The organism is Oceanisphaera avium, from assembly GCF_002157875.1.
Taxonomy (GTDB): domain Bacteria; phylum Pseudomonadota; class Gammaproteobacteria; order Enterobacterales; family Aeromonadaceae; genus Oceanimonas; species Oceanimonas avium.
In genome coordinates, this window is sequence record NZ_CP021376.1 from 724,620 (window position 1) to 746,486 (window position 21,867).

Below are 21,867 nucleotides of genomic sequence, written 5' to 3' on the forward strand. Positions count from 1 at the left end.
GTATCTTAAGCCGGTCTTCGTCCATTTAGCTGGTGTTTAGAAAAATTCATGATTGAAATTGAAGATAGCATTGCTGAAAAAATTATCGCTCGCACTAAAGGGCTGATCCCCTACGATATTAATGTCATGAATAAGCAGGGCAAAGTCGTGGCCTCCACCGATGCTAGCCGGCTAGGGCGCGAGCATGAAGGTGCCCGCTGGGTTATTGAGCATCAAGAGTCCGTGACCGTCGACAGCACCAGTACTCGGTATTTAGCTGGCGCTAAACCAGGCGTTAATTTGCCGATTGAATACCACGGACAGTGCATTGGAGTGGTGGGCATTACCGGCGATCCGAATAAGGTGTGTGAATTAGGCGCTTTGTTAAAAATGACCGCGGAGCTGTTAATTGAACAAAGCCGAGAAAAAGACGCCGCTTTACAGCTTAGTATTGAAAAAGAAAATTGCGTTAAGCAATTACTCCAAGGGCGTGATAACACCCAGGCATTGGCGCAATTAAAGCATTATCAATTAAGCCTGCGTTTGCCGGCGGTGTGTCTTACCCTAAAACCGACTCCCCAACATTATTTTGCACAACACAGGTTGGCGCTCACTCCTGCACTTGAGCTGATGCTTAATAGTCTGTTTTGTTTTAATCGCGACTCTATGAGTGTCATTGTAGAGCAGGGCAGTTCAATGGCCAGTAAAATTGCCCAGTTGACTAACTTGATTAAAGTGCCGTTCATGCTGGGTGTGGGGACCACTGTCTATAGCTATCAAGAGTTGGCCTTGTCTCAAGCAACAGCCAATGCGGCTCTTGCCCATGGCATGGTGAGCGATGCGCAAGTAAAGGATGCAAGAGTAACCAGCTATTACTATGAGCCGCATAAAGAAAAAATTATTATTAATGCCGTTGCCCAAGGGTGGCATTTAGCGGAGTTAACTAAAGAATATCGGGCGCTGATGGCACAAGATAAAAATGGGGTCTTAAGGCTTACTTTAAGCACGCTAATATCTTCTGCTAATGATATGGGCTCTTGTGCTCAGTTACTCAATATTCACCGTAATACTTTGCGTAATCGCTTAGAAAAAATTCAAGCGCTAACAGGAGTTAATTATAAAAATCTCGATCAGCTATTTCGGTTATATCTAGGTAAGCTCATTCTTGATTAAGCGGGTTGCTTTGTTGGGCTCTCTTTAACGACTGGCAAGGTTTTGTAACACGAGTGCACAAAAAGAACGCTTTTTAACTGTGCATTTGCACATAGTCTTTTCTGTTTAAAACACCGATACTGTATTTATCATTTGCCCTCTCACTTAAGGTACTGACATGAAAAAGATTGTTATTGCTCCTGATTCTTTTAAAGAAAGTTTAACCGCATTAGAAGTCGCCCAGGCCGTTAAAGCCGGTTTTCAAACGGTTTATCCCGATGCAGAGTATGTGTTAGTGCCCATGGCAGATGGCGGCGAGGGCACAGTGGAAGCCTTGGTAGCTGTGACCGACGGTAAAATCGTTCGCACCCAAGTGACCGGTCCGGCCGGTAATCAAGTAGAGGCTCATTATGGCTTATTAGGGGATGGCAACACAGCCGTGATTGAAATGGCGTCAGCTTCGGGTTTGCACCATGTGGCCCAAGAAGAGCGTGACCCTTGTACCGCCACTTCACGTGGCACCGGTGAGCTGGTACGCCACGCTCTAGATGCCGGTGTGCGCCACATTATTGTCGGTTTGGGTGGCAGTGCGACTAATGATGCAGGCATTGGTATGCTGATGTCATTGGGTGCTAAATTTAGTGATGCTCAAGGTCATAGTATTAAAGACGGTGGCGCTGCATTAATGGAAGTAGCGACTATCGACTTAAGCGAGTTACACCCGGCCATGGCGGAATGTACCTTTGAAGTGGCTTGTGATGTGGATAACCCTCTGCTGGGTGAGCGCGGCGCCACTGAAATCTTTGGCCCGCAAAAAGGAGCGACTGCCCAAAAGCGTGTCGTATTAGAAAAAGCACTGACTCATCTGGCCGACGTGATTGTAAAAAGTGGGTATAGCGATCAGCGCAATACTTCAGGTGCGGGTGCCGCCGGTGGCATGGGCTTTGGCATGATGACCTTTATGAAGGCCACCTTTAAGCCAGGTATTGAGATAGTCGTAGAAGCCACTAACTTGAAAGAGTGGGTAAAAGGTGCAGATCTGGTGATCACTGGTGAAGGGCGCTTAGATAGTCAAACCATTTTTGGTAAGACGCCAATCGGTGTGGCTAAAACTGCCAAATTGTATGATATTCCAGTGATTGGCATAGCTGGCAGCTTAAGTGCCGATGTGGCGGTAGTAACTGAGCACGGTATTGATGCGGTATTCTCTATTATGCCGCGGGTAATGACCTTAAAAGAAGCCTTTGCTGATGCCGAAGAAAACGTTATTTTTACCGCACAGAACATAGCCACCGTTATGGCGATGCAGGCGAAGTAAGTTTTTTGTGAGCCAAGAGGGATAAGAGGGGAGGAGTAGGGTGACAGGCCTTGCTCCTTACCTGAACATTCCGTGTGTTACTTCTTTTTACTCACCATTGCCTCCTCAGCGGAGGGAAAGCAAAAAGCCCGCTCAATGAGCGGGCTTTTTTATGTTTGGTGCGTCCTAGTGGATTCGAACCACCGACCCCTACCATGTCAAGGTAGTGCTCTAACCAACTGAGCTAAGGACGCAAAAGAGTGCTTATTAAGTAAATTGGTGCGTCCTAGTGGATTCGAACCACCGACCCCTACCATGTCAAGGTAGTGCTCTAACCAACTGAGCTAAGGACGCGTTACTGCTAAGCGAGCGCAATGTTAGCTAAGCCCACTCACGCTGGCAAGTCTTTTCTATTGAGACTCAAGTAGTTGCACAACTTATGCGCTATTTTAGCCAGACTTAGCGGCGCGTTGGTGAAAGTTGACAGCGTTTAAGGAAATGTTGCCACACTTTTGCATGTTCGAGCGTTAAGTCGCGATAACGCACATATATAAGACTGTCTAACCCGCTGGCCAGTGTGGTGCGATATGCGGCCATGCGCTGTGCTTTATGCGCGCTTTGGGGCTCAAGTGGACTAAGGCTGGTGGCGATTAGGGGAGCTAGGGCCACAAATTGGCGATCGAGTTGCGCTAAATAAGCCTGAATATCCTTGATGTAATAATGCTGCATAGCATTATTTAGCCGCTCGCCTTTGATCGCTTGTGCGCCTTGGCAATGAAGGGTGTCCAGCGCGGATAAAAACTCAATGCTTTGCTCAAGATAATGAGCACTGGCGTGTAGAGAGTAAAAAAGCTGGCCTAAATAGTCATTTTTATATAAGCCCTTAAGGGCTTGGCTTAGCTCTTGCTCAAGGCTGGCTGTTTCTTCATCACGGATTATAAAAGGCGCGCTGCTCGCTTGGGCTAAAGACTGATGCAAGCGTTTAAACAATTGAAAAGCACGCAGCGTTTCTTGAAAACCCGGTTGGGCGGAAAAAGCCAGACTCTTACTCGCAGGACTTAATGCGTCGCGAATATCTGGCTCTGCCACCATCATATTCCAGTAATAAAGCGATAACTGCGGCGCCTTTTTCTGAGCCAGATCATTTAACCAACTAATGAGTAGTGGCAGCTCTTCTTCTTGTTCAGTGTTGGGCAGTGCGGTTAGCTGTACTAAACACTGCTGTAGTTGCTGTTGAAACTGAAAATGATAAGCAAATTGCCACGCTGAGGTTTGGCTTTTACCTAATGGACTATTGTGCAGGGCTACTAAGCCTAAAATATCACAATGGTTAAGTTTAAGGGTTTCTATTAAACCAGAGCGAATACGAGGCACTGGGATTGTTAATTTTCGTTGAGCAGGTAACGCCGGTAGCGCGGGCGGCGGCTGTAGCACAGGTGCGGGTGCCTCTAACACCTTAGCTACGCGAGTCAGATAGGTGGTAAAATGTGCCTTGGGCGGATCTGCTGGACTACATGCCATCAACCAAAGGCAAGTGAGCACGACGATTGTTTTCCACACGAGCATAGATAACCCTTAAGCGCCAAAGTAAAGCCGTTGCAGCTAAGGTTAAGCCTGCTAAAAAACCTAACCAAAAGCCATGGGGCCCCATGGCAGGGACCCACCAATTAGTTAAGCCCAAGATCATACCGATAGGTAAACCGCATAGCCAAAATGCGACAAAAGTAATATAAAAAATGGTTTGAGTGTCTTTATAGCCGCGCAAGGCGGCAGCGGCAATTACCTGTGCCGAGTCAGAAATTTGATATAAAGACGCCAGTAATAATAAGCTGGCTGCTAACTCTAGCACTTGGGCATTATCGGTATAGAGGCCGCCAATCCAATAGCGGCCCGCGACGGTCGCCAAGGCACACAACAGGGCTACTGCACAGCCAAAAATAATGCCAATAATGCTAATGCGTTTGGCGCGCTCTGGTTGGTTTTCACCTAAGGTGTGACCCACGCGTATGGTCATCGCCATGCCCAAACTGAGGGGGATCATAAAGATAAGACTAGAAAAATTAATAGCAATTTGATGTCCCGCCACAATTTCTGGTCCAAAGGGGGCCAATAATAAGGCTACTACCGTAAAGAGTGTCACTTCGCAAAAAATAGCCAGCGCAATAGGAAAACCTAATTTAAAGATCCGCGCTATTTGTGGCCAATCTGGCATTGAGAACGAGCTAAAAATATAAAAGTTTTTTAAAGGCGCACAGTAGCGGCTGTAAATGACCATGCCAATTAGTAACACCCAAAACACGAGGGCAGAGGCATACCCACAGCCCACACCGCCAAGAGCAGGAAAACCAAATTTACCGTGAATTAAAATATAGTTAGCCGGCACGTTTACCACCAAGCCAATAAATCCAAGCATCATAGTGGGCCAAGTATGAGACAGGCCTTCACTAAAGTTACGCAGCACTTGATACAGCGCATAGGCGGGCATGCCCCATAAAATAGCATGTAAGTAGCCAGTGGTTTTATGAGCAAGCTCAGGCTCAACATGCATCCAATGCAAGGCCTGCGGCGAATAATAAAGCGCTAACATGGCGGGCACCGTTACCAAGAGCGTAAGCCAAAAACCTTGATGCACAGCACTGGCTATCTCGCTTTCTCGGCGAGCGCCATTTAATTGCGATATGATGGGCGTTAGCGCCATAATAACGCCTTGGACTAATAATATGAGCGGCAGCCAAAAACTGGTCGCTACCGCTACGGCAGCAAGATCGGTAGCACTCACTTGCCCCGCCATTAGCGTGTCCACAAAGCTCATTAAGGTTTGTGCCATCTGTGCCACTAAAATAGGGCCACATAAGCGCAATAAACGGGGAATTTCTCTGAGGTAGGGCATTAACGCCATGGTGTATCTCATTAGTAAAAAAGGCGGGCAAGCGCGCTGTCGCTAAACAAGGTCTGACAGCGAGGGGCAATATAGCCTGTTCCCTGATTATCTTAAACTGAATTTATAAAGGAAAACCATGTTCACCGGAATCGTTCAAGGCCAAGGGCTAATAGTAGAGATTATAGATAAAATAGACTTTCGTACTCATGTGGTCTCGCTCCCTAGTGAGCTGTTACCGGGGTTAGCACTGGGTGCGTCAGTGGCTCATAATGGCTGTTGCCTTACCGTGACAAAAATTAATGACCAACAGGTACATTTTGACTTAATGCAAGAAACGCTGCGGGTGACTAACCTAGGCCGGCTTAAGGTAGGGGATCAGGTTAACCTAGAGCGCGCTGCCCGCTTTGGCGATGATATTGGTGGCCATGCGATGTCGGGTCATATTATGGCGATGTCTGAATTAGCAGAGCGAATAGAAACTGACACCAATACTACTTTGTGGTTTAGTTTACCTAGAGAGCTGGCCAAGTATGTGTTTACCAAAGGTTATATTGGCATCGATGGCATTAGCTTAACGGTGGGGCAGGTGGATAATAACCGCTTTGCCGTACACCTTATTCCTGAAACACTGACCCGCACTAATTTAGGTACAGTTCAACCTGGTTATCAGGCAAATCTTGAAATTGATCCACAAACTCAAGCTATTGTTGACACAGTTGAGCGCGTCATGGCCAGCCGTTAATACCAAGCAGCGGCCACGACCGCTGCTTTAGCGTTAATATAAGGTGCCACATTTAGTTATGCCAACATACAAATGTGTTACTAAATACATCTTACCTAAAATATCTGCTCATCATCGGCATCCACGCGCACTTCCAATTTGTCAGCTAATTCATTGCGCGTAACACGCACATGCATCGGATGACAACAAACCGTGCAATCCTCATAGTAATCTTGATCGCCTTGTGAGCCATCTATGTTTAAGTCGGTTGGCTCACCACAGTGGGGGCAAGCAAGAGTACGTTGTAAAAAATCGCGCATCGCTAACTCCTAAATGTTGAATCATTTTTATTGCTCAGTCCGTTTTAGCCTAACTCAATTTTCACTCTGTGTTTTGCTACGCATCGGGTAAGCCTTGGATTGAGCGCCCCCCATCTAGCGTAATTATCTCTCCGGTTAAATAGCGGGGGCCTTGTAATAAAAACTCTACCGTTTGCGCTATGTCTTGAGGGTCACCTAAGCGCGCCATAGGGATACTGGCTAAAATATGCTTTTTTTGTGTTGCAGTTAACGGCTGCTCTGGCCACAAAATAGCACCTGGCGCAATCGCATTAACGCGCACTTGGGGCGCAAGCTCGCAAGCTAAGCCACGAGTGAGCGTAATTAAGGCGTTTTTGGCCATGCTGTATATTAAATGTTGGCTTAGCCCTTTTTCGGCATGAATATCCACCATATTTACGATAGCCCCTTGGTGCTTAATCAGCTGTGGCGCTAAGCCTTGGCAAAGAAAGTAGGGTGCAGCAGCGTTAGTGCTAAATAAATCATGCCACTGTGCGGGCGTGCTGCTTGCCAAGGGAGTAGCATAAAAGCTAGAGGCATTATTAACTAAGCCATCTACTCGTCCATAACAGCCAATAAGCTTGGCCACTAGACCCTCTAGCTGCGCTAGTTGAGTCAAATCTTGGCAGACTAAACTCACGCTGTTTGCTCGTTTTGCATTAAGCTCCCTCGCTAATTGCTCCGCTTCTGCTGCGCTGCGGTGATAATGCAAGACTAAACGATATCCTTGCTGGTGCAGATGGCGGCTGATTGCTGCGCCAATTCGCTTAGCGGCTCCTGTCACCACTATGACTGCCCCGGACATAAAAGCTCCTTTTTAGAAGAGGGCGAATTAACAATGAGGTTTACATCTTCATAGACATAGGCAAACATCGTAAACACTGAGTGTTAGTGAGCCTTGCTTGCTAATTTACTATGTTACCACCGCCCAAGCAGAGGTGCTTATGCTCAATCAACTCAAACAGTTACTTAGTTTAGATGCACAAAAAGACACCACCGGCCCCAGTAAAGAAATGGCCATGGCCGCCTTGCTAGCAGAAGTGATGCTAGCCGACGGTAAAGCCAGTCAAGCCGAGCATGCGAGAATGGCGCAGTTATTACGCCGTTTGACGGGCCAGTCTGAACACGTTATCCAGCAACTTCTTAACGATACCCTTGCTCAGCAGCAAGATGTGGTGTCTTTATATGAATTTACTACTGAGTTAAAAAACTTACCCATCACAGAGCGTGAGCAATTGTTGTCTTCATTATGGCTACTGGCCTTTACTGATGATTATTTAGATCCGGAAGAAGAGGGCGTGATCCGCCAAGTGGCAGAGCTTTTATATATTCCTCATAGCCGCTTTATTTGGCTTAAAGAGCAAGCGCTACAAAAATCTTAAATTTAAGCTCGCTAGCATGGTCGCCTGAGCGGCTTTCTGCTAAAATATGCGCCCTCAACTCTTGCCAACTCACCCACCGTTAGCTTGGTGGCGTTAAGCTGAGCGTCGCTGACAAAGTGTGTCAGACAGTTGGGCCGTAATGAAGCTTGCACTTAGCTAACAACTTATCAGCTATCGGCAAAATCAGGTTCATTTTTATACACTACATGTGCGCTTTGGTAGGGTGCACCACTGTTAAGGATTATTCATGCCAACAATTACCCTTCCCGATGGCAGCCAGCGCCATTTTGAACAAGCCGTTTCTGTGATGGATGTGGCGAAAGACATAGGCCCAGGTTTAGCCAAGGCCTGTATTGCTGGGCGCATCAATGGTCAATTAGTGGATGCCTGTGAGCTGATAGAGCACGACGCTAAACTTGCCATCATTACCGCTAAAGATGAAGACGGTCTCGCCATATTACGCCACTCCTGTGCGCACTTATTAGGGCATGCTATTAAGCAGCTATGGCCGCAGACTAAAATGGCGATTGGTCCGGTGATTGATAATGGCTTTTATTATGATGTCGATCTTGACCACACCTTGACTGAAGAAGACTTGGTGAAGCTAGAAGCGCGCATGAAAGAGCTGGTAAAGACCGATTACCCCGTTATTAAGAAAAAAGTCAGCTGGCAAGAAGCCAGAGACACCTTTGCTGAGCGCCACGAACCTTATAAAATCGAAATTCTCGATCAAAATGTCAGTCAAGATGATAGACCCGGTCTCTATCACCATGAGGAATATATCGATATGTGCCGTGGCCCTCATGTGCCCAGCATGAAGTTTTGCCAACATTTTAAACTGCAAAAAACCTCCGGCGCCTATTGGCGCGGCGATTCTAAAAATAAGATGCTGCAGCGCATTTACGGTACCGCTTGGGCCGATAAGAAAGCGCTAAATGGTTATTTGTTGCAACTAGAAGAAGCCGCTAAGCGCGATCACAGACGCATTGGGAAACAACTCGACTTATATCATATGCAAGAAGAAGCGCCGGGCATGGTGTTTTGGCATCACGATGGCTGGACTATCTTTCGTGAGCTTGAGCAGTTTGTGCGCGATAAGCTGCGTGAATATGATTACCAAGAAGTGAAAGGCCCATTGATGATGGACCGCGTGTTATGGGAGCGCTCAGGACACTGGGATAAATATTCTGAGTATATGTTTACTACTCACTCAGAAAATCGCGATTATGCGATTAAGCCCATGAACTGCCCCGGTCACGTACAAATTTTTAACCAAGGTTTAAAGTCCTATCGTGACTTGCCGCTGCGTATGGGTGAGTTTGGTAGCTGCCACCGTAATGAGCCCAGTGGCGCGTTACACGGCTTAATGCGGGTGCGTGGCTTTACCCAAGATGATGCCCATATCTTTTGTACCGAAGAGCAGGTGCAGTCAGAAGTGTCTGATTGTATAAAGCTGGTGTATGACACCTACCAAACCTTTGGCTTTACCGATATCGCCGTTAAACTCTCTACCCGCCCAGAAGAGCGTATTGGCAGCGATGAAGCTTGGGACTCTGCGGAGCTTGCATTACAAGAAGCCCTCACTGCGGCGAATATAGAGTATGTCTTACAACCGGGTGAAGGCGCCTTCTATGGTCCTAAAATTGAGTTTACGCTCCATGACTGCCTGAATCGGGCGTGGCAATGTGGTACTATACAACTCGATTTTGCTTTGCCTGGACGTTTGAACGCCAGTTATGTGGGTGAAGACAACGAACGCCACGTGCCGGTTATGATTCACCGTGCTATCCTAGGCTCGATCGAGCGTTTTATCGGTATTCTGATTGAAGAATACGCAGGTCTGTTCCCGACTTGGTTAGCTCCCACTCAGGTGGTAGTGCTCAATATTACCGATAATCAGGCAGATTACGCACTCAATCTCAGCAAAAGTCTGAATAATCTTGGCATTAGAGCTAAAGCGGACTTGAGAAATGAGAAAATAGGCTTTAAAATCCGCGAGCACACTCTGAAGCGGGTACCTTTCATGCTGGTTTGTGGCGACAAAGAAGTCGAAGCCGGCAAAGTAGCGGTTCGTACCCGGAAAGGCCTGGATTTAGGCGTCTTCGATGTTGGAGAGCTGAGCTTGCTAATACAGCAAGAAGTCCAAACTCGCGGAAAGAAAACAGTGGAGGATAGGTTATAAAAGGCGCTAAAAGAGGGAGCAAACCAGCTCCTCGCAATCGACTGAATGAAGAGATCCGACTACCAGAAGTTCGCTTAGTCGGCCTGGAAGGCGATCCTATGGGCGTGGTCCCTATCGCAGAGGCACTAGAAATTGCTGCCACTGCCGGTGTTGACCTAGTTGAGATCAGTCCCAATGCCGAACCGCCTGTTTGCCGTTTGATGGATTACGGTAAATTTCTCTACGAGAAGAGTAAGGCGACTAAAGAACAGAAGAAAAAACAAAAACAGATCCAGGTAAAGGAAATGAAGTTCCGCCCTGGCACTGATGATGGCGACTACCAGGTAAAGCTACGCAACCTGGTTCGCTTTTTAGAAGAGGGCAACAAAGCCAAAATCACACTGCGTTTTCGCGGTCGTGAAATGGCGCACCAAGACCTTGGGTTTGATTTGCTAAACCGTATTAAAGCGGATTTAGATGAATTGGCCGTCGTGGAGGCATTCCCTAAAATGGAAGGCCGCCAAGCAGTCATGGTGCTAGCCCCAAAGAAAAAACAGTAAGGTTTTGCAAGTAGCTGGGCAATTCGCTCAGCTCACCTTAACTGTTTGTTGTTATTAACAATGCGGAGTTGTTATGCCGAAGATGAAATCGAATAAAGGCGCTGCTAAGCGCTTTAAGAAAACCGCGAGTGGTTTTAAGTGTAAACAATCACACACCAGCCATATCCTGACTAAGAAGAGCACCAAGCGTAAGCGCCACCTACGTGGAACTAACTTGGTTGCAGCATCTGATGTTGCACAAGTTCATTCAATGCTGCCCTACGCTTAAGAGGATATTAGATCATGGCAAGAGTTAAACGTGGTGTGACCGCTCGCGCTCGTCACAAAAAAGTACTAAAGCAAGCTAAAGGTTATTACGGCGCTCGTTCACGCGTATATCGCGTAGCGGTTCAAGCAGTAACTAAAGCCGGTCAATATGCATACCGTGACCGTCGTGCTAAAAAACGTCAGTTCCGTCAGCTGTGGATTGCGCGTATTAACGCTGCAAGCCGTCAGAACGGTTTATCTTACAGCCGCTTCATCAATGGCTTGAAAAAAGCCTCTGTTGAAATCGACCGTAAGATTTTGGCTGATATCGCCGTACACGATAAGACCACTTTCACCGCTTTGGTTAGCAAAGCAAAAGAAGCGTTGGCTGCATAATCGTTAAGTCGATGCACTAAAAAAGGAGGCCTTGGCCTCCTTTTTTGTTGTTGCTACTAGGTAGAACGGTAGCAGAAAAGTCATAAATCCTTTATTATCAAGCTCTTCAAATTTTTTACGTGCCTGCATATGCGGGCAAGCAAGAGGAATACATGGATCAGCTGCAAGACGTAATCGTCAAAGCACAGGCGGAGATCCTGGCCGTCGCCACCGCCGCCGAGCTGGATGACATCCGGGTGCACTATATGGGTAAAAAAGGCATTTTTACCGAACAATCAAAAGCACTGGGTAAGTTGTCTGCCGAAGAGCGCCCGGCTGCGGGTCAAGTGATAAACCGTGCCAAGCAAGCGGTGAATGATGCGCTAAATAGCAAGCGTGAAGCGTTGCAGCTTGCCGAGTTAAATCAAAAATTGGCCTCAGAAACCTTAGATATTAGTTTGCCCGGGCGTCGCCAAGCGATAGGCGGACTGCATCCGGTGAGCCGTACTATTAAGCGTATCGAGTCTTTTTTTGGCGAGCTTGGTTTTCAAGTGGCTGAAGGTCCAGAAATTGAAGACGGTTTTCATAATTTTGATGCGCTCAATATTCCTGCACACCACCCCGCGCGCGCTGATCATGACACCTTTTATTTTAATCCCGACTTAATGCTGCGCACTCAAACCTCGGGCGTGCAAATTCGCACCATGCAACATCAAACGCCACCTATTCGCATTATTTCGCCAGGTCGCGTCTATCGTAACGATTACGATCAAACTCATACTCCCATGTTCCATCAAGTGGAAGGGCTCTTGGTCGATGAACATGTCAGCTTCGCTCAATTAAAAGGCGTGTTGCATGACTTTTTGCATAACTTCTTCGAAGAAGATTTAGAAATTCGTTTTCGTCCCTCCTACTTCCCCTTTACCGAGCCCAGCGCCGAAGTGGACGTGATGGGTAAAAACGGTAAATGGCTAGAAGTGTTAGGTTGCGGCATGGTGCACCCGAATGTGCTGCGCTCGGTGGGCATAGATCCTGAACGCTACAGCGGTTTTGCCTTTGGTATGGGCGTGGAGCGACTCACTATGTTGCGTTATGGCGTGAACGACTTGCGTGCCTTTTTCGAAAACGACTTACGTTTTCTTAAGCAATTTAGTTAAGCGACGGGAACTAACATGAAATTTTCAACAACATGGCTAGATGAGTGGGTAAACCCAGGTCTAAGCAAAGAAGTACTGGCTGAGCTCATTACCATGGCGGGTCTGGAAGTCGATGGCATTGAACCCGTCGCCGGTGATTTTAATCAAGTGGTCGTAGGGGAAGTGGTGGAATGCGCCCAACACCCCGATGCTGATAAATTACAAGTGACCAAAGTCAATGTCGGTCATGATGAATTACTCGATATCGTGTGCGGAGCGCCTAATTGTCGCACTGGCTTAAAAGTGGCGGTCGCCGTGGTCGGTGCGGTGTTACCGGGTGATTTTAAAATTAAAAAAGCCAAGCTGCGCGGTCAAGCCTCTAATGGCATGCTGTGCTCTTATGGTGAGCTGGGCATCGATCTCGACTCTAGCGGTATTATTGAACTGCCTCAAGATGCCCCTATTGGCGAATGTGTTCGCGAGTACTTGCAGCTTAATGACAGCATCATTGAGATTGATCTTACGCCTAATCGCGCCGATTGCTTAAGCATGGCCGGTGTCGCTCGTGAAGTGGGTGTGTTAACGCAAACTGCTGTTAACTGGCCAGAGATTAACGCCGTGCCTACCGCTATTGAAGAAAGCGTAGCCATCAATGTAAGCGCACCGGATGCCTGCCCTCGTTATTTATCGCGAGTGGTTAAAAATATTAATATGAATGCCACCACACCACTATGGATGCAAGAAAAACTGCGTCGTAGCGGCCTGCGCGCGATTGACCCTGTGGTCGATGTCACTAACTTTGTGCTGATTGAGTGGGGCCAGCCGATGCATGCCTTCGATCTAAGCACTCTTAGTGGCGACATTAATGTGCGCTTAGCTGAACAAGATGAAAAGCTAGTGCTACTCGATGGCCAAGAAGTGAGCTTAAATAGCGACACCTTAGTGATTGCCGATAACGAGCAAGCCATTGCAATGGCGGGTATTTTTGGTGGTAAAGCCACAGGAGTAACCGACACTACTCAAGATGTATTATTAGAGTGCGCGTTTTTTAATCCGCTTGCCATTACGGGACGCGCGCGCAGTTATGGTTTGCATACCGACTCTTCTCATCGCTTTGAGCGCGGCGTAGATTATCAGCTGCAACAAAAAGTGATGGAGCGTGCGACTGCCTTATTGCTCGACATTTGTGGTGGCCAAGCAGGGCCGATCGTGGAAGCTGTCTCTGAGTCACACTTACCCAGCGCCAAAAAAGTCACTTTGCGCCATAGCAAGCTAAATAGCACCATCGGCATTGAGATCGATGCCGAGCAAGTGACCGACATGCTCAGCCGCCTTGGCTTAAACGTGACCAAAACAGCCGAGGGCTGGCAGGCTCAAGTGCCGAGTTATCGCTTTGATATCAGCATCGAAGAAGACTTGATAGAAGAAGTAGCCCGAGTCTATGGCTATAACAATATTCCTAATCAAGCGCCGGTGGCGGGCTTAACTATGTCTAAACATAGTGAAGCTAGGCTGCCCCTTAATCGCTTAAAAGAAGCATTGGTTGATTTAGGTTATCAAGAAGCCATTACTTATAGCTTTGTAGATCCCGCACAGCAGCAATTATTATTCCCTAACGTTAAGGCCATGGTGTTACCTAACCCCATAGCCGCGGATATGTCAGCAATGCGGGTGTCTTTATGGCCTGGATTAATTCAAGCGGCGGTATATAACCAAAATCGCCAGCAATCGCGGTTACGGTTTTTTGAACAAGGGCTGACTTTTGTACCCGATGACAACGCTGAAAACGGCGTTAAGCAAACGCCTAAATTAGCAGGGCTAATTATGGGCACTGTGCATGGTGAGCATTGGGATATTAGCCAAAAGGCGGCTGATTTTTTTGATATTAAGGGCGATCTAGAATCACTGATTGCCATTAGTGGTCATGAATTAGACTTTAGCCTAGTGCGCACCGATATCACTAGCCTGCACCCCGGCCAAGCAGCCGCTGTGTTATATAAAGGCCAAGAAGTAGGGGTACTAGGCACCTTACACCCTAGCTTATTAAAGAAACTTGGGCTTAAGTCACAAGCCTATGTCTTTGAAATTGAGCTTAGCGCACTTACTCAGCGCCATGTGCCCGAAGCCGTTGAAATATCGCGCTTCCCCGCTAATCGTCGCGACTTAGCATTGGTAGTAAATACTGAGGTAGCTGCAGGCGATATCCTTGATTTAGTTAGGAAAGTTGGCGGAAATCAATTGGTTGGCTTAAACTTGTTCGACGTATACCAAGGTGAGGGTATTAGTGACAACAAGAAGAGCTTAGCGCTTAGCTTGATATTGCAAGATACGCATCGTACCTTGGAAGAAAAAGAAATTGCCGATACAGTTGCACGCATCGTTTCGGCACTTTCGGATGAGTTCAGTGCATCCTTGAGGGATTAATATGGCCTTAACTAAAGCCGATTTAGCCGAACATTTGTTTAACGATCTGGGGTTATCTAAGCGAGACTCGAAGGAGATGGTGGAAGCCTTCTTTGAAGAGATCCGCTTAGCCTTAGAGCAAGGTGAACAAGTGAAAATTTCAGGGTTTGGTAATTTTGAATTGCGCAATAAAGCCGAACGGCCAGGGCGCAATCCTAAAACCGGTGAAGACATACCCATTTCTGCCCGTCGTGTGGTGACATTTAGACCCGGGCAAAAGCTTAAAGCGCGCGTTGAAAATATTGCGCCACCTAAAGCTAATGAGGCTGATAAATAAGATAAGCCAGGCGCTCAGCCTGGCTTTTTTTATACACTAAAGGGCAGGGCAAAGAGGACTATTACTTTAGCCGCCCTTTAATTAAGACTAAGGCCTTATTGGCAGCGGCTAGGGCCTGCTGTTAGCCTATGGCTCATGTTAAGAGTAATCGAAAAAAAGGACTGACCTGTGCGCAAAGGTAATATTGTGATCCTCACCGGCGCGGGAATTTCGGCTGAGTCAGGGATCAGAACATTTAGAGCCAGTGATGGCTTATGGGAAGAGCACCGCATTGAAGATGTGGCCACTCCCGAGGGCTTTGAGCGCGATCCGCAATTAGTGAATCAATTTTATAATGATCGCCGCCAGCTACTGCACACCGTTGAACCCAATGCGGCTCATCTTGCCTTAGCTAAGTTGGAAGCAAATTGGCCTAGTACGGTTACAGTCGTCACGCAAAATATAGATGATCTGCATGAGCGCGCAGGCAGTAGCAATGTATTGCATATGCATGGCGAGCTGCTTAAAGCCCGCTGCCCTCACAGCAATCAAACCATAGATTGGCCTGGTGATTTACATAACACAGATTTGTGCCAATGCTGTCAGTTTCCTGAGCAGCTGCGCCCGCATGTGGTGTGGTTTGGTGAAATGCCTTTATTATTAGATAAAATTTATCACGCCTTAAGTGAAGCCGCTTTATTTATCTCAATAGGGACCTCAGGCAACGTCTATCCAGCGGCCGGCTTAGTGCATGAGGCCGCCATGCACCATGCCCATACCTTAGAAATTAATCTCGAGCCCAGCCACGGCAAAAGCCATTTTGCCGAGCATATCTATGGCCTAGCTACGGTGGAAGTAGTGAAGTATGTGGAGCAATTATTAAGCCAATAAAAAGCCAGACGATGGCTGGCTTTTTAGGTAAGGGTTAACGATTAAAATTGCTCAGCACTTGCTGCCTGCCACAGCTCGGCATAAGAGGCGGGAATATCCTCACCGAGGAGCTGCTTAGGCAATAAAGTATCGACAGACAATATAAATGGCTGCGCTCTGGCATATTCTTGGCGGTGATAAATCATTGCAGGAGTTAACTTATCGGGATGATCTAATCCCATTGCGCCCACTAACTCCCTAAATGCATTTAAGGTATTAGTATGGTAATGGCTGACCGCTATGCCTTTTTCATCTACCTTAATCGCTTTATTACGACTAGGATCTTGGGTGGTGACACCGGTTGGGCATTCATTAGTATGACAACGCCGCGCTTGTATACAGCCTAATGAAAACATAAAGGGGCGCGCCGCATTAAACATATCCGCACCTAATGCTGACTTTAAAACTAAATCAAAGCCCAGCGCCACCTTACCGCTGGCTATTAAGCGAATATGCTCTCTTAGGCCTACCCCAATTAGACATTGATTTACAAAGGGCAGCGCCTCATTAATATAATTTCCTAAACTGTCCGAAAACTCTTGGGGTGCCGCACCTGTGCCACCTTCAGCGCCATCAATGGTAATAAAGTCAGGCAAAATACCTGTTTCTAACATTGCTTTACAAATACTTAAAAACTCAGAGCGTTTTCCTAAACACATCTTAAAGCCTACTGGCTTACCGCCCGATAGTGCGCGTAATTGCTCTACAAACTTCAATAAACCAATGGGCGTGCTAAATTCACTATGACTCGGTGGTGACACACAGTCTTTACCCAATTGAATAAGGCGGGTATCGGCGATTTCTGGCGTTATTTTACTGGCTAATAACAAGCCGCCATGAGCCGGCTTAGCGCCTTGGCTAAGCTTAAGTTCAATCATTTTTACTTGCTTAAGTTGCGCTTTTTCTGCGAATAAATCAGGGGAAAAACGCCCCTCAGGGGTACGACAACCAAAGTAAGCCGTCCCAATCTGCCAGATCAAATCACCATTGTGCTCTAAATGATAAGGGCTAATGCTGCCCTCACCGGTGTTATGCGCAAATCCACCGCGCGCGGCCCCTAAATTAAGAGCTGAAACCGCCGGCGCCGACAGCGCACCAAAGCTCATGGCCGAAATATTTAATCGCGAGGCTAAATAAGGCTGGCTGCACTGCGGGCCGCCAACCTTAATGCGCAGCACCTCACTGGGCACTTCTTTAGGGGCTAAGCTGTGTTCGGCGTAATTAAAACCCGGCGCATCAAAATCATACAGGGTGCCAAAAGGGGAAGCATCGGATTTATTAGCGGCTCTGTGCTCGATTAAAGTGCGTTGCATGCGATTAAAAGGGCGGCCACTAAATTCTGACTCAAAAAAATATTGGCGTAATTCGGGGCGGATAAATTCCAGTAAGTAGCGTAAGTGGCCGATCACTGGGTAATTATTTAATACGTTAGTTGAAGAGCTAAGATCTCTGACTCCAACAATCGTTAATGCCACACCCAGGATTAATAAATACAAACTCGGTGGCCAGTAAATAGTGGCAACAGCTAACAAACTTAAAATAATAATAGATAGTGTAATAAAATGCGTGCGATACATACCAATCCCTATAGTTATGCGCGAAGTTTTTAGTTTGCGTACTTTAATAACGCCCTGCAAGATGTAATTGTTAACGTTTTTTCAACTTAGTTATAACCCGCTCTATAGCTTGCTGCTTTCAGCGTAGCGCATCGCGCCTGCATCGTAATGATATTGCGTTATTTTCTAGCGTGTTATTTGCCAACATTTCCTCATGTTAAGCACGATCCTTAAGCAAAAATCTTAAAAAACACCCTAAATTTTTATCTCTCACACCGAGCAGGGCTGAAATCTCGCTCCCTGTGTGGCTTATAGCGTTGCAGGTTAGTGAGTGTTTAATCTACAAAAAACGCGCATTTTTAAGCTGAAAATTGAGTCTTACAAGCAGCATTTGCTTGATTTAGATCAATCCTGCAAAAAACAGTAGGTCTATGGTGATCACCACATTTAGTGCTTAATAAATTATTAAACACAATATATGGGGTTTTGAGATGGTTTTGCATTACAGCCATGAGCAGATAGTGTGGCAAGAAGTCCCGGGAGAAACCTCTCTCGCTTACACCATCTCCGGTTGTCCGGTGGGATGTAAGGGATGCCATAGCGTAGATACTTGGCCTAAAGGCAGTGGGCAAGCCCTAACTCAAGACTATTTATTAGCGCGACTGATGCTGTATCAAGACTTGATTAGCTGCGTGCTGTTTTTAGGAGGCGAATGGCAACCTCATGCACTCTTACCCTTATTGCGCTTGGCTAAGGAGAAAGGGTTAAAAACTTGCCTCTACACTGGCTTAGACACGGTTTCTGGCGAGCTGCAAGCAGAGCTGGATTATCTTAAGACGGGTCCTTGGATCGCCGCCTTAGGCGGGCTTGATAGCCCTAATACCAACCAGCGCTTTGTCCACCTCGCCAGTGGAGCATGTTTAAACCAGCACTTTTGGCGAGCGCCATAACCGTTTCGCCGCTGTCATTAACGAGAGAGAAATTATGTTACGACTTACCGAAGGGCAAATTGATAATAAGTTGCAATTTATTCAAGACTATTTGCAGGCTGAGAATGCTGCCGATGGCTCTAAGATGGATGCTAACGCTAATGTGACTCAAAAAAACGTGGCCACATTAGAAACAGAATTAATGAAAGACTTTTTTGTACAAGTTAATCGCGCCCAAGTGAGTAACAAAATAAGTGCGCTGTTTGGGGAGGACTTGGCTGCCGAGTATGTACGCCAAATTGAAGACCATGAAATTTATGTCCACGATGAGACCAGCTTAAAGCCTTATTGTGTGTCAGTGACTATGTATCCTTTTTTACGAGATGGTCTGACTAAGCTTGGCGGCGAGTCTCAAGGTCCTAAACACTTAGAATCATTTTGCGGCACCTTCGTGAACTTTGTGTTTGCGGTCAGTGCTCAATTTGCCGGCGCGGTCGCGACCGTTGAATTTTTAACTTATTTTGATTATTTTGCGCGCCGTGATTATGGCGACGATTATCTCAATACCCATCCTAAGCACATTGCTAATCACTTACAGCATGTCGTGTATGCACTGAATCAGCCTGCAGCGGCGCGCGGTTACCAAAGTGTATTTTGGAATATCTCACTGTACGACCGTTATTATTTTGACAGTATGTTTGGCGAGTTTGTGTTCCCTGACTTCACCAAGCCGAGCTGGTCAAGTGTTGCCCAGTTACAAAACTTCTTTCTTGATTGGTTTAATGACGAGCGCAGTAAAACCATTCTCACTTTCCCAGTGGTCACGGCCGCTATGCTAACTCACGAAAACGAGTGCAAAGACCAAGTGTTTGCCAAAGAAATGGCCGACCATATGGCCAAAGGCAGCTCGTTTTTTGTCTACTTATCTGATAACGCCGACTCGCTTGCATCTTGCTGTCGGTTGCGCAGTGAAATTGCCGACAACACCTTTTCCTATACGCTGGGTGCCGGCGGCGTGGCAACTGGCTCTATTAATGTGATTACCATTAACATGAATCGCTTAGTACAAGATGGCCGAGACTTAGCGGTGGAGCTTCGTAAAATCCATCAATATCAAGTGGCCTATCGCCACCTTATGGAGGATTACTTAGCGGCGGGCTTACTCACAGTATACGAGGCAGGCTTTATTAGTTTAGATAAGCAATTTTTAACCATTGGTATTAATGGCATGGCCGAGGCGGCGGAGTCCCAAGGCATTAGTGTGGGTAACAATGCCCCCTATAAAGACTTTGTGCGCCGGCATTTAAAGGTGATTTATGATGCTAACAAGCTAGCTAAAGCTGAGTTTGGCTACATGTTTAATACTGAATTTGTACCCGCTGAAAACTTAGGCGTTAAAAATGCCCAGTGGGATGCCAATGATGGCTATTTAGTGTCTCGCGATTGTTATAACTCTTATTTTTATATCGTTGAAGATGAAGAGACCAATGCGCTTGATAAGTTTATGTTGCATGGGAGAGAGCTAATAGACTATCTCGATGGCGGCTCGGCACTGCATCTTAACCTTGAAGAAGCGCTCTCTAGTGCGGGTTACTTAGCCTTGTTTAATATTGCTGCTCGTACTGGCTGTAATTACTTTTGTATCAACGTAAAAATTACCATTTGTAATGAGTGTGAGCACATAGATAAGCGCACGCTGGCTCGCTGCTCTGCGTGTCAGTCACTAGATATAGATCATGCCTCGCGAGTGATTGGCTACTTAAAGCGCGTCTCTGCTTATAGCGCAGGGCGACGTAAAGAGCATGCCCTGCGCCATTATCACCGCGACTCTCAACAACAAATCCCCGTCGCCAAGGCGAGTTAAGCCGCCCGTTTGTGGTGGCGATCCATCAGTTGTTCGGCGAGCAGGCTAGACCACTGGTGAGCGAAGGCGGGTAAATGGGTTTGCAGCTCAATGGTGTCGAGAAAGTTTTTAAGCTGCAAGCCCAACTCGGTATCACCGCTAAGGCTGAGTTTGCGGCGAAAGAACAAGGTGTCGGGATCCACTTGTTGGGTCATTAACAACATTAAGTCTTCCATATCACCGGCCAGCGCCACATCTGCCTCAGTTAAGTGAGGTTGTACCTTAAGGCTGGGCTGTTGATGGTGATTAACGACTGAGATGGAAAAATGAACGTTAAGATCTTGTACTTTCACGCGTACCCATTTTTGCTCCATAAACTGCAGATCCCCGCCCGCCAGCTCTTTTTTAAAGAACTGGTTAAATAACCGCTCTAAAGTGAACTGGCAAGCAATAGGGGGCAGCCAATTAACGGTGTGTTTGGCCACTTTGGGCAGCGTATTTAGCACATTATGAATTAAAAACTGTTTGGCATTCATACAACTTAACTCACTAAAAGAATAAAGTGCCATGAAGATAACAAATCCCATTGGCTGAGCATTAATGTAAATCAAGTAATTATTGAAGAGGGCGTTATGGAGCTATTGTGTCCTGCAGGCAGTGTGCCTGCTTTAAAAGCTGCCATTGAGAACGGGGCAGATGCGGTTTATGTGGGCTTAAAAGACAAAACTAACGCTAGGCATTTTGCTGGCTTAAATATTGATGCTCATGGTTTGCGCGATGCAGTCGATTATGTGCATAAACACGGTAAAAAATTGCACTTAGCCATTAACACTTTTGCCCAAGCCGCTGAATTTTCCCATTGGCAACGCGCCGTAGATACGGCAGTGGCGGCTAAGGTGGATGTGCTAATTGTGGCTGATATAGCGCTGTTAAGTTACATCAGTACTCAGTACCCAGAGCAAGAAATCCACTTATCGGTACAAGCCTCTACCACTAATAAAGCAGCCATTGATTTTTACCAAACTCAATTTGGCGTAAAGCGCATCGTCTTGCCACGGGTGCTTGCGATGAACCAAGTACGCGCACTGGCACAAAGTACTGATATCGACTTAGAGGTTTTTGCCTTTGGCAGCCTGTGTATTATGGCAGAAGGGCGCTGCTACTTAAGCTCCTATATGACAGGTGAGTCGCCCAACACGGCCGGCGTGTGCTCTCCTGCTTCCCATGTGCGTTGGGAAGAAAAAAACGGCGTATTGGATGCCAGCCTCAATAATGTGCTTATTGATCGGTTTCAACCAGAAGAAAACGCCGGCTATCCCACCTTATGTAAAGGTCGCTTTATTGTCGATGATACTCTTTACCACCCTTTAGAAGAGCCCACCAGTTTAAATACCCTAGATATTTTGCCCGAATTATACCGAGAGGGTATCGCGTCGCTAAAAATAGAAGGCCGCCAACGTTCGCCTGCTTATGTAGCCAGCATTACGCGCGTGTGGCGCTCAGCCATCGATCTGTTATTAGCCTCGCCTGATGATTTTAAAGTGGCTGAGCAGTGGCAACACACGTTAGCGGGATTATCTGAAGGTAGCCAAACCACCTTAGGCGCCTATCACCGCAGTTGGAAATAATACTAAACCTGTAAGATGAAGCAGGTATAAGGAT

The 21,867-nt window shown here is 46.8% G+C and carries 21 protein-coding genes and 2 tRNA genes; 15 read left to right on the plus strand and 8 right to left on the minus strand.

Features of this window, described 5'->3' with window-relative positions; genetic code table 11:
* The first annotated feature begins 48 nt into the window (after window positions 1-48).
* Window positions 49-1,152, plus strand: a complete 1,104-nt coding sequence (locus tag CBP12_RS03255; RefSeq protein ID WP_086962914.1) for a sugar diacid recognition domain-containing protein — start codon at window positions 49-51, stop codon at window positions 1,150-1,152.
* A gap of 157 nt (window positions 1,153-1,309) precedes the next feature.
* Window positions 1,310-2,449: a glycerate kinase gene (locus CBP12_RS03260; RefSeq protein WP_086962917.1), complete on the plus strand. Its 1,140-nt coding sequence runs from the start codon at window positions 1,310-1,312 to the stop codon at window positions 2,447-2,449.
* A gap of 156 nt (window positions 2,450-2,605) precedes the next feature.
* Here CBP12_RS03260 and CBP12_RS03265 read toward each other — a convergent pair.
* From CBP12_RS03265 to CBP12_RS03280, 4 genes are all read right to left on the minus strand, one after another.
* Window positions 2,606-2,682: transfer RNA gene (locus CBP12_RS03265), tRNA-Val, on the minus strand.
* 23 nt (window positions 2,683-2,705) lie between these two features.
* Window positions 2,706-2,782 (minus strand) — tRNA-Val (locus CBP12_RS03270).
* A 105-nt stretch (window positions 2,783-2,887) separates the two neighbouring features.
* Window positions 2,888-3,970: a DUF3080 family protein gene (locus CBP12_RS03275; RefSeq protein ID WP_232455138.1), complete on the minus strand. Its 1,083-nt coding sequence runs from the start codon at window positions 3,968-3,970 to the stop codon at window positions 2,888-2,890.
* Window positions 3,939-5,318, minus strand: coding sequence for an MATE family efflux transporter (locus CBP12_RS03280; protein ID WP_198341882.1), 1,380 nt, complete (start codon window positions 5,316-5,318; stop codon window positions 3,939-3,941). Before CBP12_RS03280 ends, CBP12_RS03275 begins: the two co-directional genes overlap by 32 nt.
* Window positions 5,319-5,445: 127 nt before the next feature.
* Here CBP12_RS03280 and CBP12_RS03285 point away from each other — a divergent pair, with 127 nt between their 5' ends.
* Window positions 5,446-6,051: a riboflavin synthase subunit alpha gene (locus tag CBP12_RS03285; RefSeq protein ID WP_086962921.1), complete on the plus strand. Its 606-nt coding sequence runs from the start codon at window positions 5,446-5,448 to the stop codon at window positions 6,049-6,051.
* Between the two features lie 95 nt (window positions 6,052-6,146).
* On the opposite strand, the gene CBP12_RS03290 is transcribed toward CBP12_RS03285, so the two are convergent.
* Together CBP12_RS03290 and CBP12_RS03295 are read right to left on the minus strand one after the other, a co-directional pair.
* Window positions 6,147-6,350, minus strand: coding sequence for a CPXCG motif-containing cysteine-rich protein (locus CBP12_RS03290; RefSeq protein ID WP_086962923.1), 204 nt, complete (start codon window positions 6,348-6,350; stop codon window positions 6,147-6,149).
* A gap of 76 nt (window positions 6,351-6,426) precedes the next feature.
* Window positions 6,427-7,173, minus strand: coding sequence for a pteridine reductase (locus CBP12_RS03295; RefSeq protein ID WP_086962925.1), 747 nt, complete (start codon window positions 7,171-7,173; stop codon window positions 6,427-6,429).
* 139 nt (window positions 7,174-7,312) lie between these two features.
* On the opposite strand from CBP12_RS03295, the gene CBP12_RS03300 reads away from it, so the two are divergent.
* The 9 genes from CBP12_RS03300 to cobB all read left to right on the plus strand — a co-directional run bounded on the left by CBP12_RS03300 (window position 7,313) and on the right by cobB (window position 15,838).
* On the plus strand, window positions 7,313-7,750 hold the full coding sequence (locus CBP12_RS03300; RefSeq protein ID WP_086965343.1) for a tellurite resistance TerB family protein: 438 nt from the start codon (window positions 7,313-7,315) through the stop codon (window positions 7,748-7,750).
* A 247-nt stretch (window positions 7,751-7,997) separates the two neighbouring features.
* Window positions 7,998-9,932 carry a threonine--tRNA ligase gene (thrS, locus tag CBP12_RS03305; protein ID WP_086962927.1) on the plus strand — a complete coding sequence of 645 codons (1,935 nt, stop codon included), beginning with the start codon at window positions 7,998-8,000 and terminating at the stop codon, window positions 9,930-9,932.
* 41 nt (window positions 9,933-9,973) lie between these two features.
* Window positions 9,974-10,471 (plus strand): translation initiation factor IF-3, encoded by a 498-nt coding sequence (gene infC, locus CBP12_RS03310; protein WP_269765823.1) that lies wholly within the window; start codon window positions 9,974-9,976, stop codon window positions 10,469-10,471.
* A gap of 73 nt (window positions 10,472-10,544) precedes the next feature.
* Window positions 10,545-10,739 (plus strand): 50S ribosomal protein L35, encoded by a 195-nt coding sequence (gene rpmI, locus CBP12_RS03315; protein ID WP_086962931.1) that lies wholly within the window; start codon window positions 10,545-10,547, stop codon window positions 10,737-10,739.
* 14 nt (window positions 10,740-10,753) lie between these two features.
* Window positions 10,754-11,113, plus strand: coding sequence for a 50S ribosomal protein L20 (rplT, locus tag CBP12_RS03320; protein ID WP_086962933.1), 360 nt, complete (start codon window positions 10,754-10,756; stop codon window positions 11,111-11,113).
* Window positions 11,114-11,265: 152 nt separating this feature from the next.
* The gene (pheS, locus tag CBP12_RS03325) at window positions 11,266-12,249 is read left to right on the plus strand and encodes a phenylalanine--tRNA ligase subunit alpha (RefSeq protein WP_086962935.1); all 984 of its coding nucleotides are present in this window, start codon (window positions 11,266-11,268) and stop codon (window positions 12,247-12,249) included.
* Window positions 12,250-12,264: 15 nt separating this feature from the next.
* The gene (gene pheT, locus CBP12_RS03330; RefSeq protein WP_086962937.1) at window positions 12,265-14,652 is read left to right on the plus strand and encodes a phenylalanine--tRNA ligase subunit beta; all 2,388 of its coding nucleotides are present in this window, start codon (window positions 12,265-12,267) and stop codon (window positions 14,650-14,652) included.
* Between the two features lies 1 nt (window position 14,653).
* Window positions 14,654-14,968: an integration host factor subunit alpha gene (ihfA, locus tag CBP12_RS03335; RefSeq protein ID WP_086962939.1), complete on the plus strand. Its 315-nt coding sequence runs from the start codon at window positions 14,654-14,656 to the stop codon at window positions 14,966-14,968.
* 168 nt (window positions 14,969-15,136) lie between these two features.
* A complete protein-coding gene (gene cobB / locus CBP12_RS03340) occupies window positions 15,137-15,838 on the plus strand; it encodes a Sir2 family NAD+-dependent deacetylase (protein ID WP_086962941.1) in 702 nt (233 codons plus the stop codon).
* Between the two features lie 41 nt (window positions 15,839-15,879).
* Here the strand turns inward: cobB and CBP12_RS03345 are convergent, their stop codons facing one another.
* A complete protein-coding gene (locus CBP12_RS03345; protein ID WP_086962943.1) occupies window positions 15,880-17,454 on the minus strand; it encodes an FMN-binding glutamate synthase family protein in 1,575 nt (524 codons plus the stop codon).
* 470 nt (window positions 17,455-17,924) lie between these two features.
* Here CBP12_RS03345 and nrdG point away from each other — a divergent pair, with 470 nt between their 5' ends.
* A complete protein-coding gene (nrdG, locus tag CBP12_RS03350) occupies window positions 17,925-18,383 on the plus strand; it encodes an anaerobic ribonucleoside-triphosphate reductase activating protein (protein ID WP_086962945.1) in 459 nt (152 codons plus the stop codon).
* A gap of 34 nt (window positions 18,384-18,417) precedes the next feature.
* Entirely contained in the window at window positions 18,418-20,226 is a 1,809-nt protein-coding gene (gene nrdD / locus CBP12_RS03355) for an anaerobic ribonucleoside-triphosphate reductase (RefSeq protein WP_086962947.1), read from the plus strand.
* Here nrdD and ubiT read toward each other — a convergent pair.
* Window positions 20,223-20,774 carry a ubiquinone anaerobic biosynthesis accessory factor UbiT gene (gene ubiT / locus CBP12_RS03360; protein ID WP_157420035.1) on the minus strand — a complete coding sequence of 184 codons (552 nt, stop codon included), beginning with the start codon at window positions 20,772-20,774 and terminating at the stop codon, window positions 20,223-20,225. The genes nrdD and ubiT overlap by 4 nt on opposite strands.
* Window positions 20,775-20,837: 63 nt before the next feature.
* Between ubiT and ubiU the strand changes: the two genes are divergently transcribed.
* Window positions 20,838-21,833 carry a ubiquinone anaerobic biosynthesis protein UbiU gene (ubiU, locus tag CBP12_RS03365; protein WP_086962951.1) on the plus strand — a complete coding sequence of 332 codons (996 nt, stop codon included), beginning with the start codon at window positions 20,838-20,840 and terminating at the stop codon, window positions 21,831-21,833.
* Window positions 21,834-21,867: the final 34 nt, after the last annotated feature.

What these genes read in the sequence shown, in the direction of transcription:
- nrdG (WP_086962945.1), top strand. Translation starts at nt 17,925, where the DNA reads ATGGTTTTGCATTACAGCCATGAGCAGATAGTGTGGCAAGAAGTCCCG.
- CBP12_RS03260 (WP_086962917.1), top strand. Translation starts at nt 1,310, where the DNA reads ATGAAAAAGATTGTTATTGCTCCTGATTCTTTTAAAGAAAGTTTAACC.
- pheS (WP_086962935.1), top strand. Translation starts at nt 11,266, where the DNA reads ATGGATCAGCTGCAAGACGTAATCGTCAAAGCACAGGCGGAGATCCTG.
- CBP12_RS03280 (WP_198341882.1), bottom strand. Translation starts at nt 5,318, where the DNA reads ATGCCCTACCTCAGAGAAATTCCCCGTTTATTGCGCTTATGTGGCCCT.
- CBP12_RS03290 (WP_086962923.1), bottom strand. Translation starts at nt 6,350, where the DNA reads ATGCGCGATTTTTTACAACGTACTCTTGCTTGCCCCCACTGTGGTGAG.
- rpmI (WP_086962931.1), top strand. Translation starts at nt 10,545, where the DNA reads ATGCCGAAGATGAAATCGAATAAAGGCGCTGCTAAGCGCTTTAAGAAA.
- rplT (WP_086962933.1), top strand. Translation starts at nt 10,754, where the DNA reads ATGGCAAGAGTTAAACGTGGTGTGACCGCTCGCGCTCGTCACAAAAAA.
- CBP12_RS03300 (WP_086965343.1), top strand. Translation starts at nt 7,313, where the DNA reads ATGCTCAATCAACTCAAACAGTTACTTAGTTTAGATGCACAAAAAGAC.
- nrdD (WP_086962947.1), top strand. Translation starts at nt 18,418, where the DNA reads ATGTTACGACTTACCGAAGGGCAAATTGATAATAAGTTGCAATTTATT.
- CBP12_RS03255 (WP_086962914.1), top strand. Translation starts at nt 49, where the DNA reads ATGATTGAAATTGAAGATAGCATTGCTGAAAAAATTATCGCTCGCACT.
- CBP12_RS03345 (WP_086962943.1), bottom strand. Translation starts at nt 17,454, where the DNA reads ATGTATCGCACGCATTTTATTACACTATCTATTATTATTTTAAGTTTG.
- CBP12_RS03285 (WP_086962921.1), top strand. Translation starts at nt 5,446, where the DNA reads ATGTTCACCGGAATCGTTCAAGGCCAAGGGCTAATAGTAGAGATTATA.
- ubiT (WP_157420035.1), bottom strand. Translation starts at nt 20,774, where the DNA reads ATGGCACTTTATTCTTTTAGTGAGTTAAGTTGTATGAATGCCAAACAG.
- CBP12_RS03295 (WP_086962925.1), bottom strand. Translation starts at nt 7,173, where the DNA reads ATGTCCGGGGCAGTCATAGTGGTGACAGGAGCCGCTAAGCGAATTGGC.
- pheT (WP_086962937.1), top strand. Translation starts at nt 12,265, where the DNA reads ATGAAATTTTCAACAACATGGCTAGATGAGTGGGTAAACCCAGGTCTA.
- ubiU (WP_086962951.1), top strand. Translation starts at nt 20,838, where the DNA reads ATGGAGCTATTGTGTCCTGCAGGCAGTGTGCCTGCTTTAAAAGCTGCC.
- thrS (WP_086962927.1), top strand. Translation starts at nt 7,998, where the DNA reads ATGCCAACAATTACCCTTCCCGATGGCAGCCAGCGCCATTTTGAACAA.
- ihfA (WP_086962939.1), top strand. Translation starts at nt 14,654, where the DNA reads ATGGCCTTAACTAAAGCCGATTTAGCCGAACATTTGTTTAACGATCTG.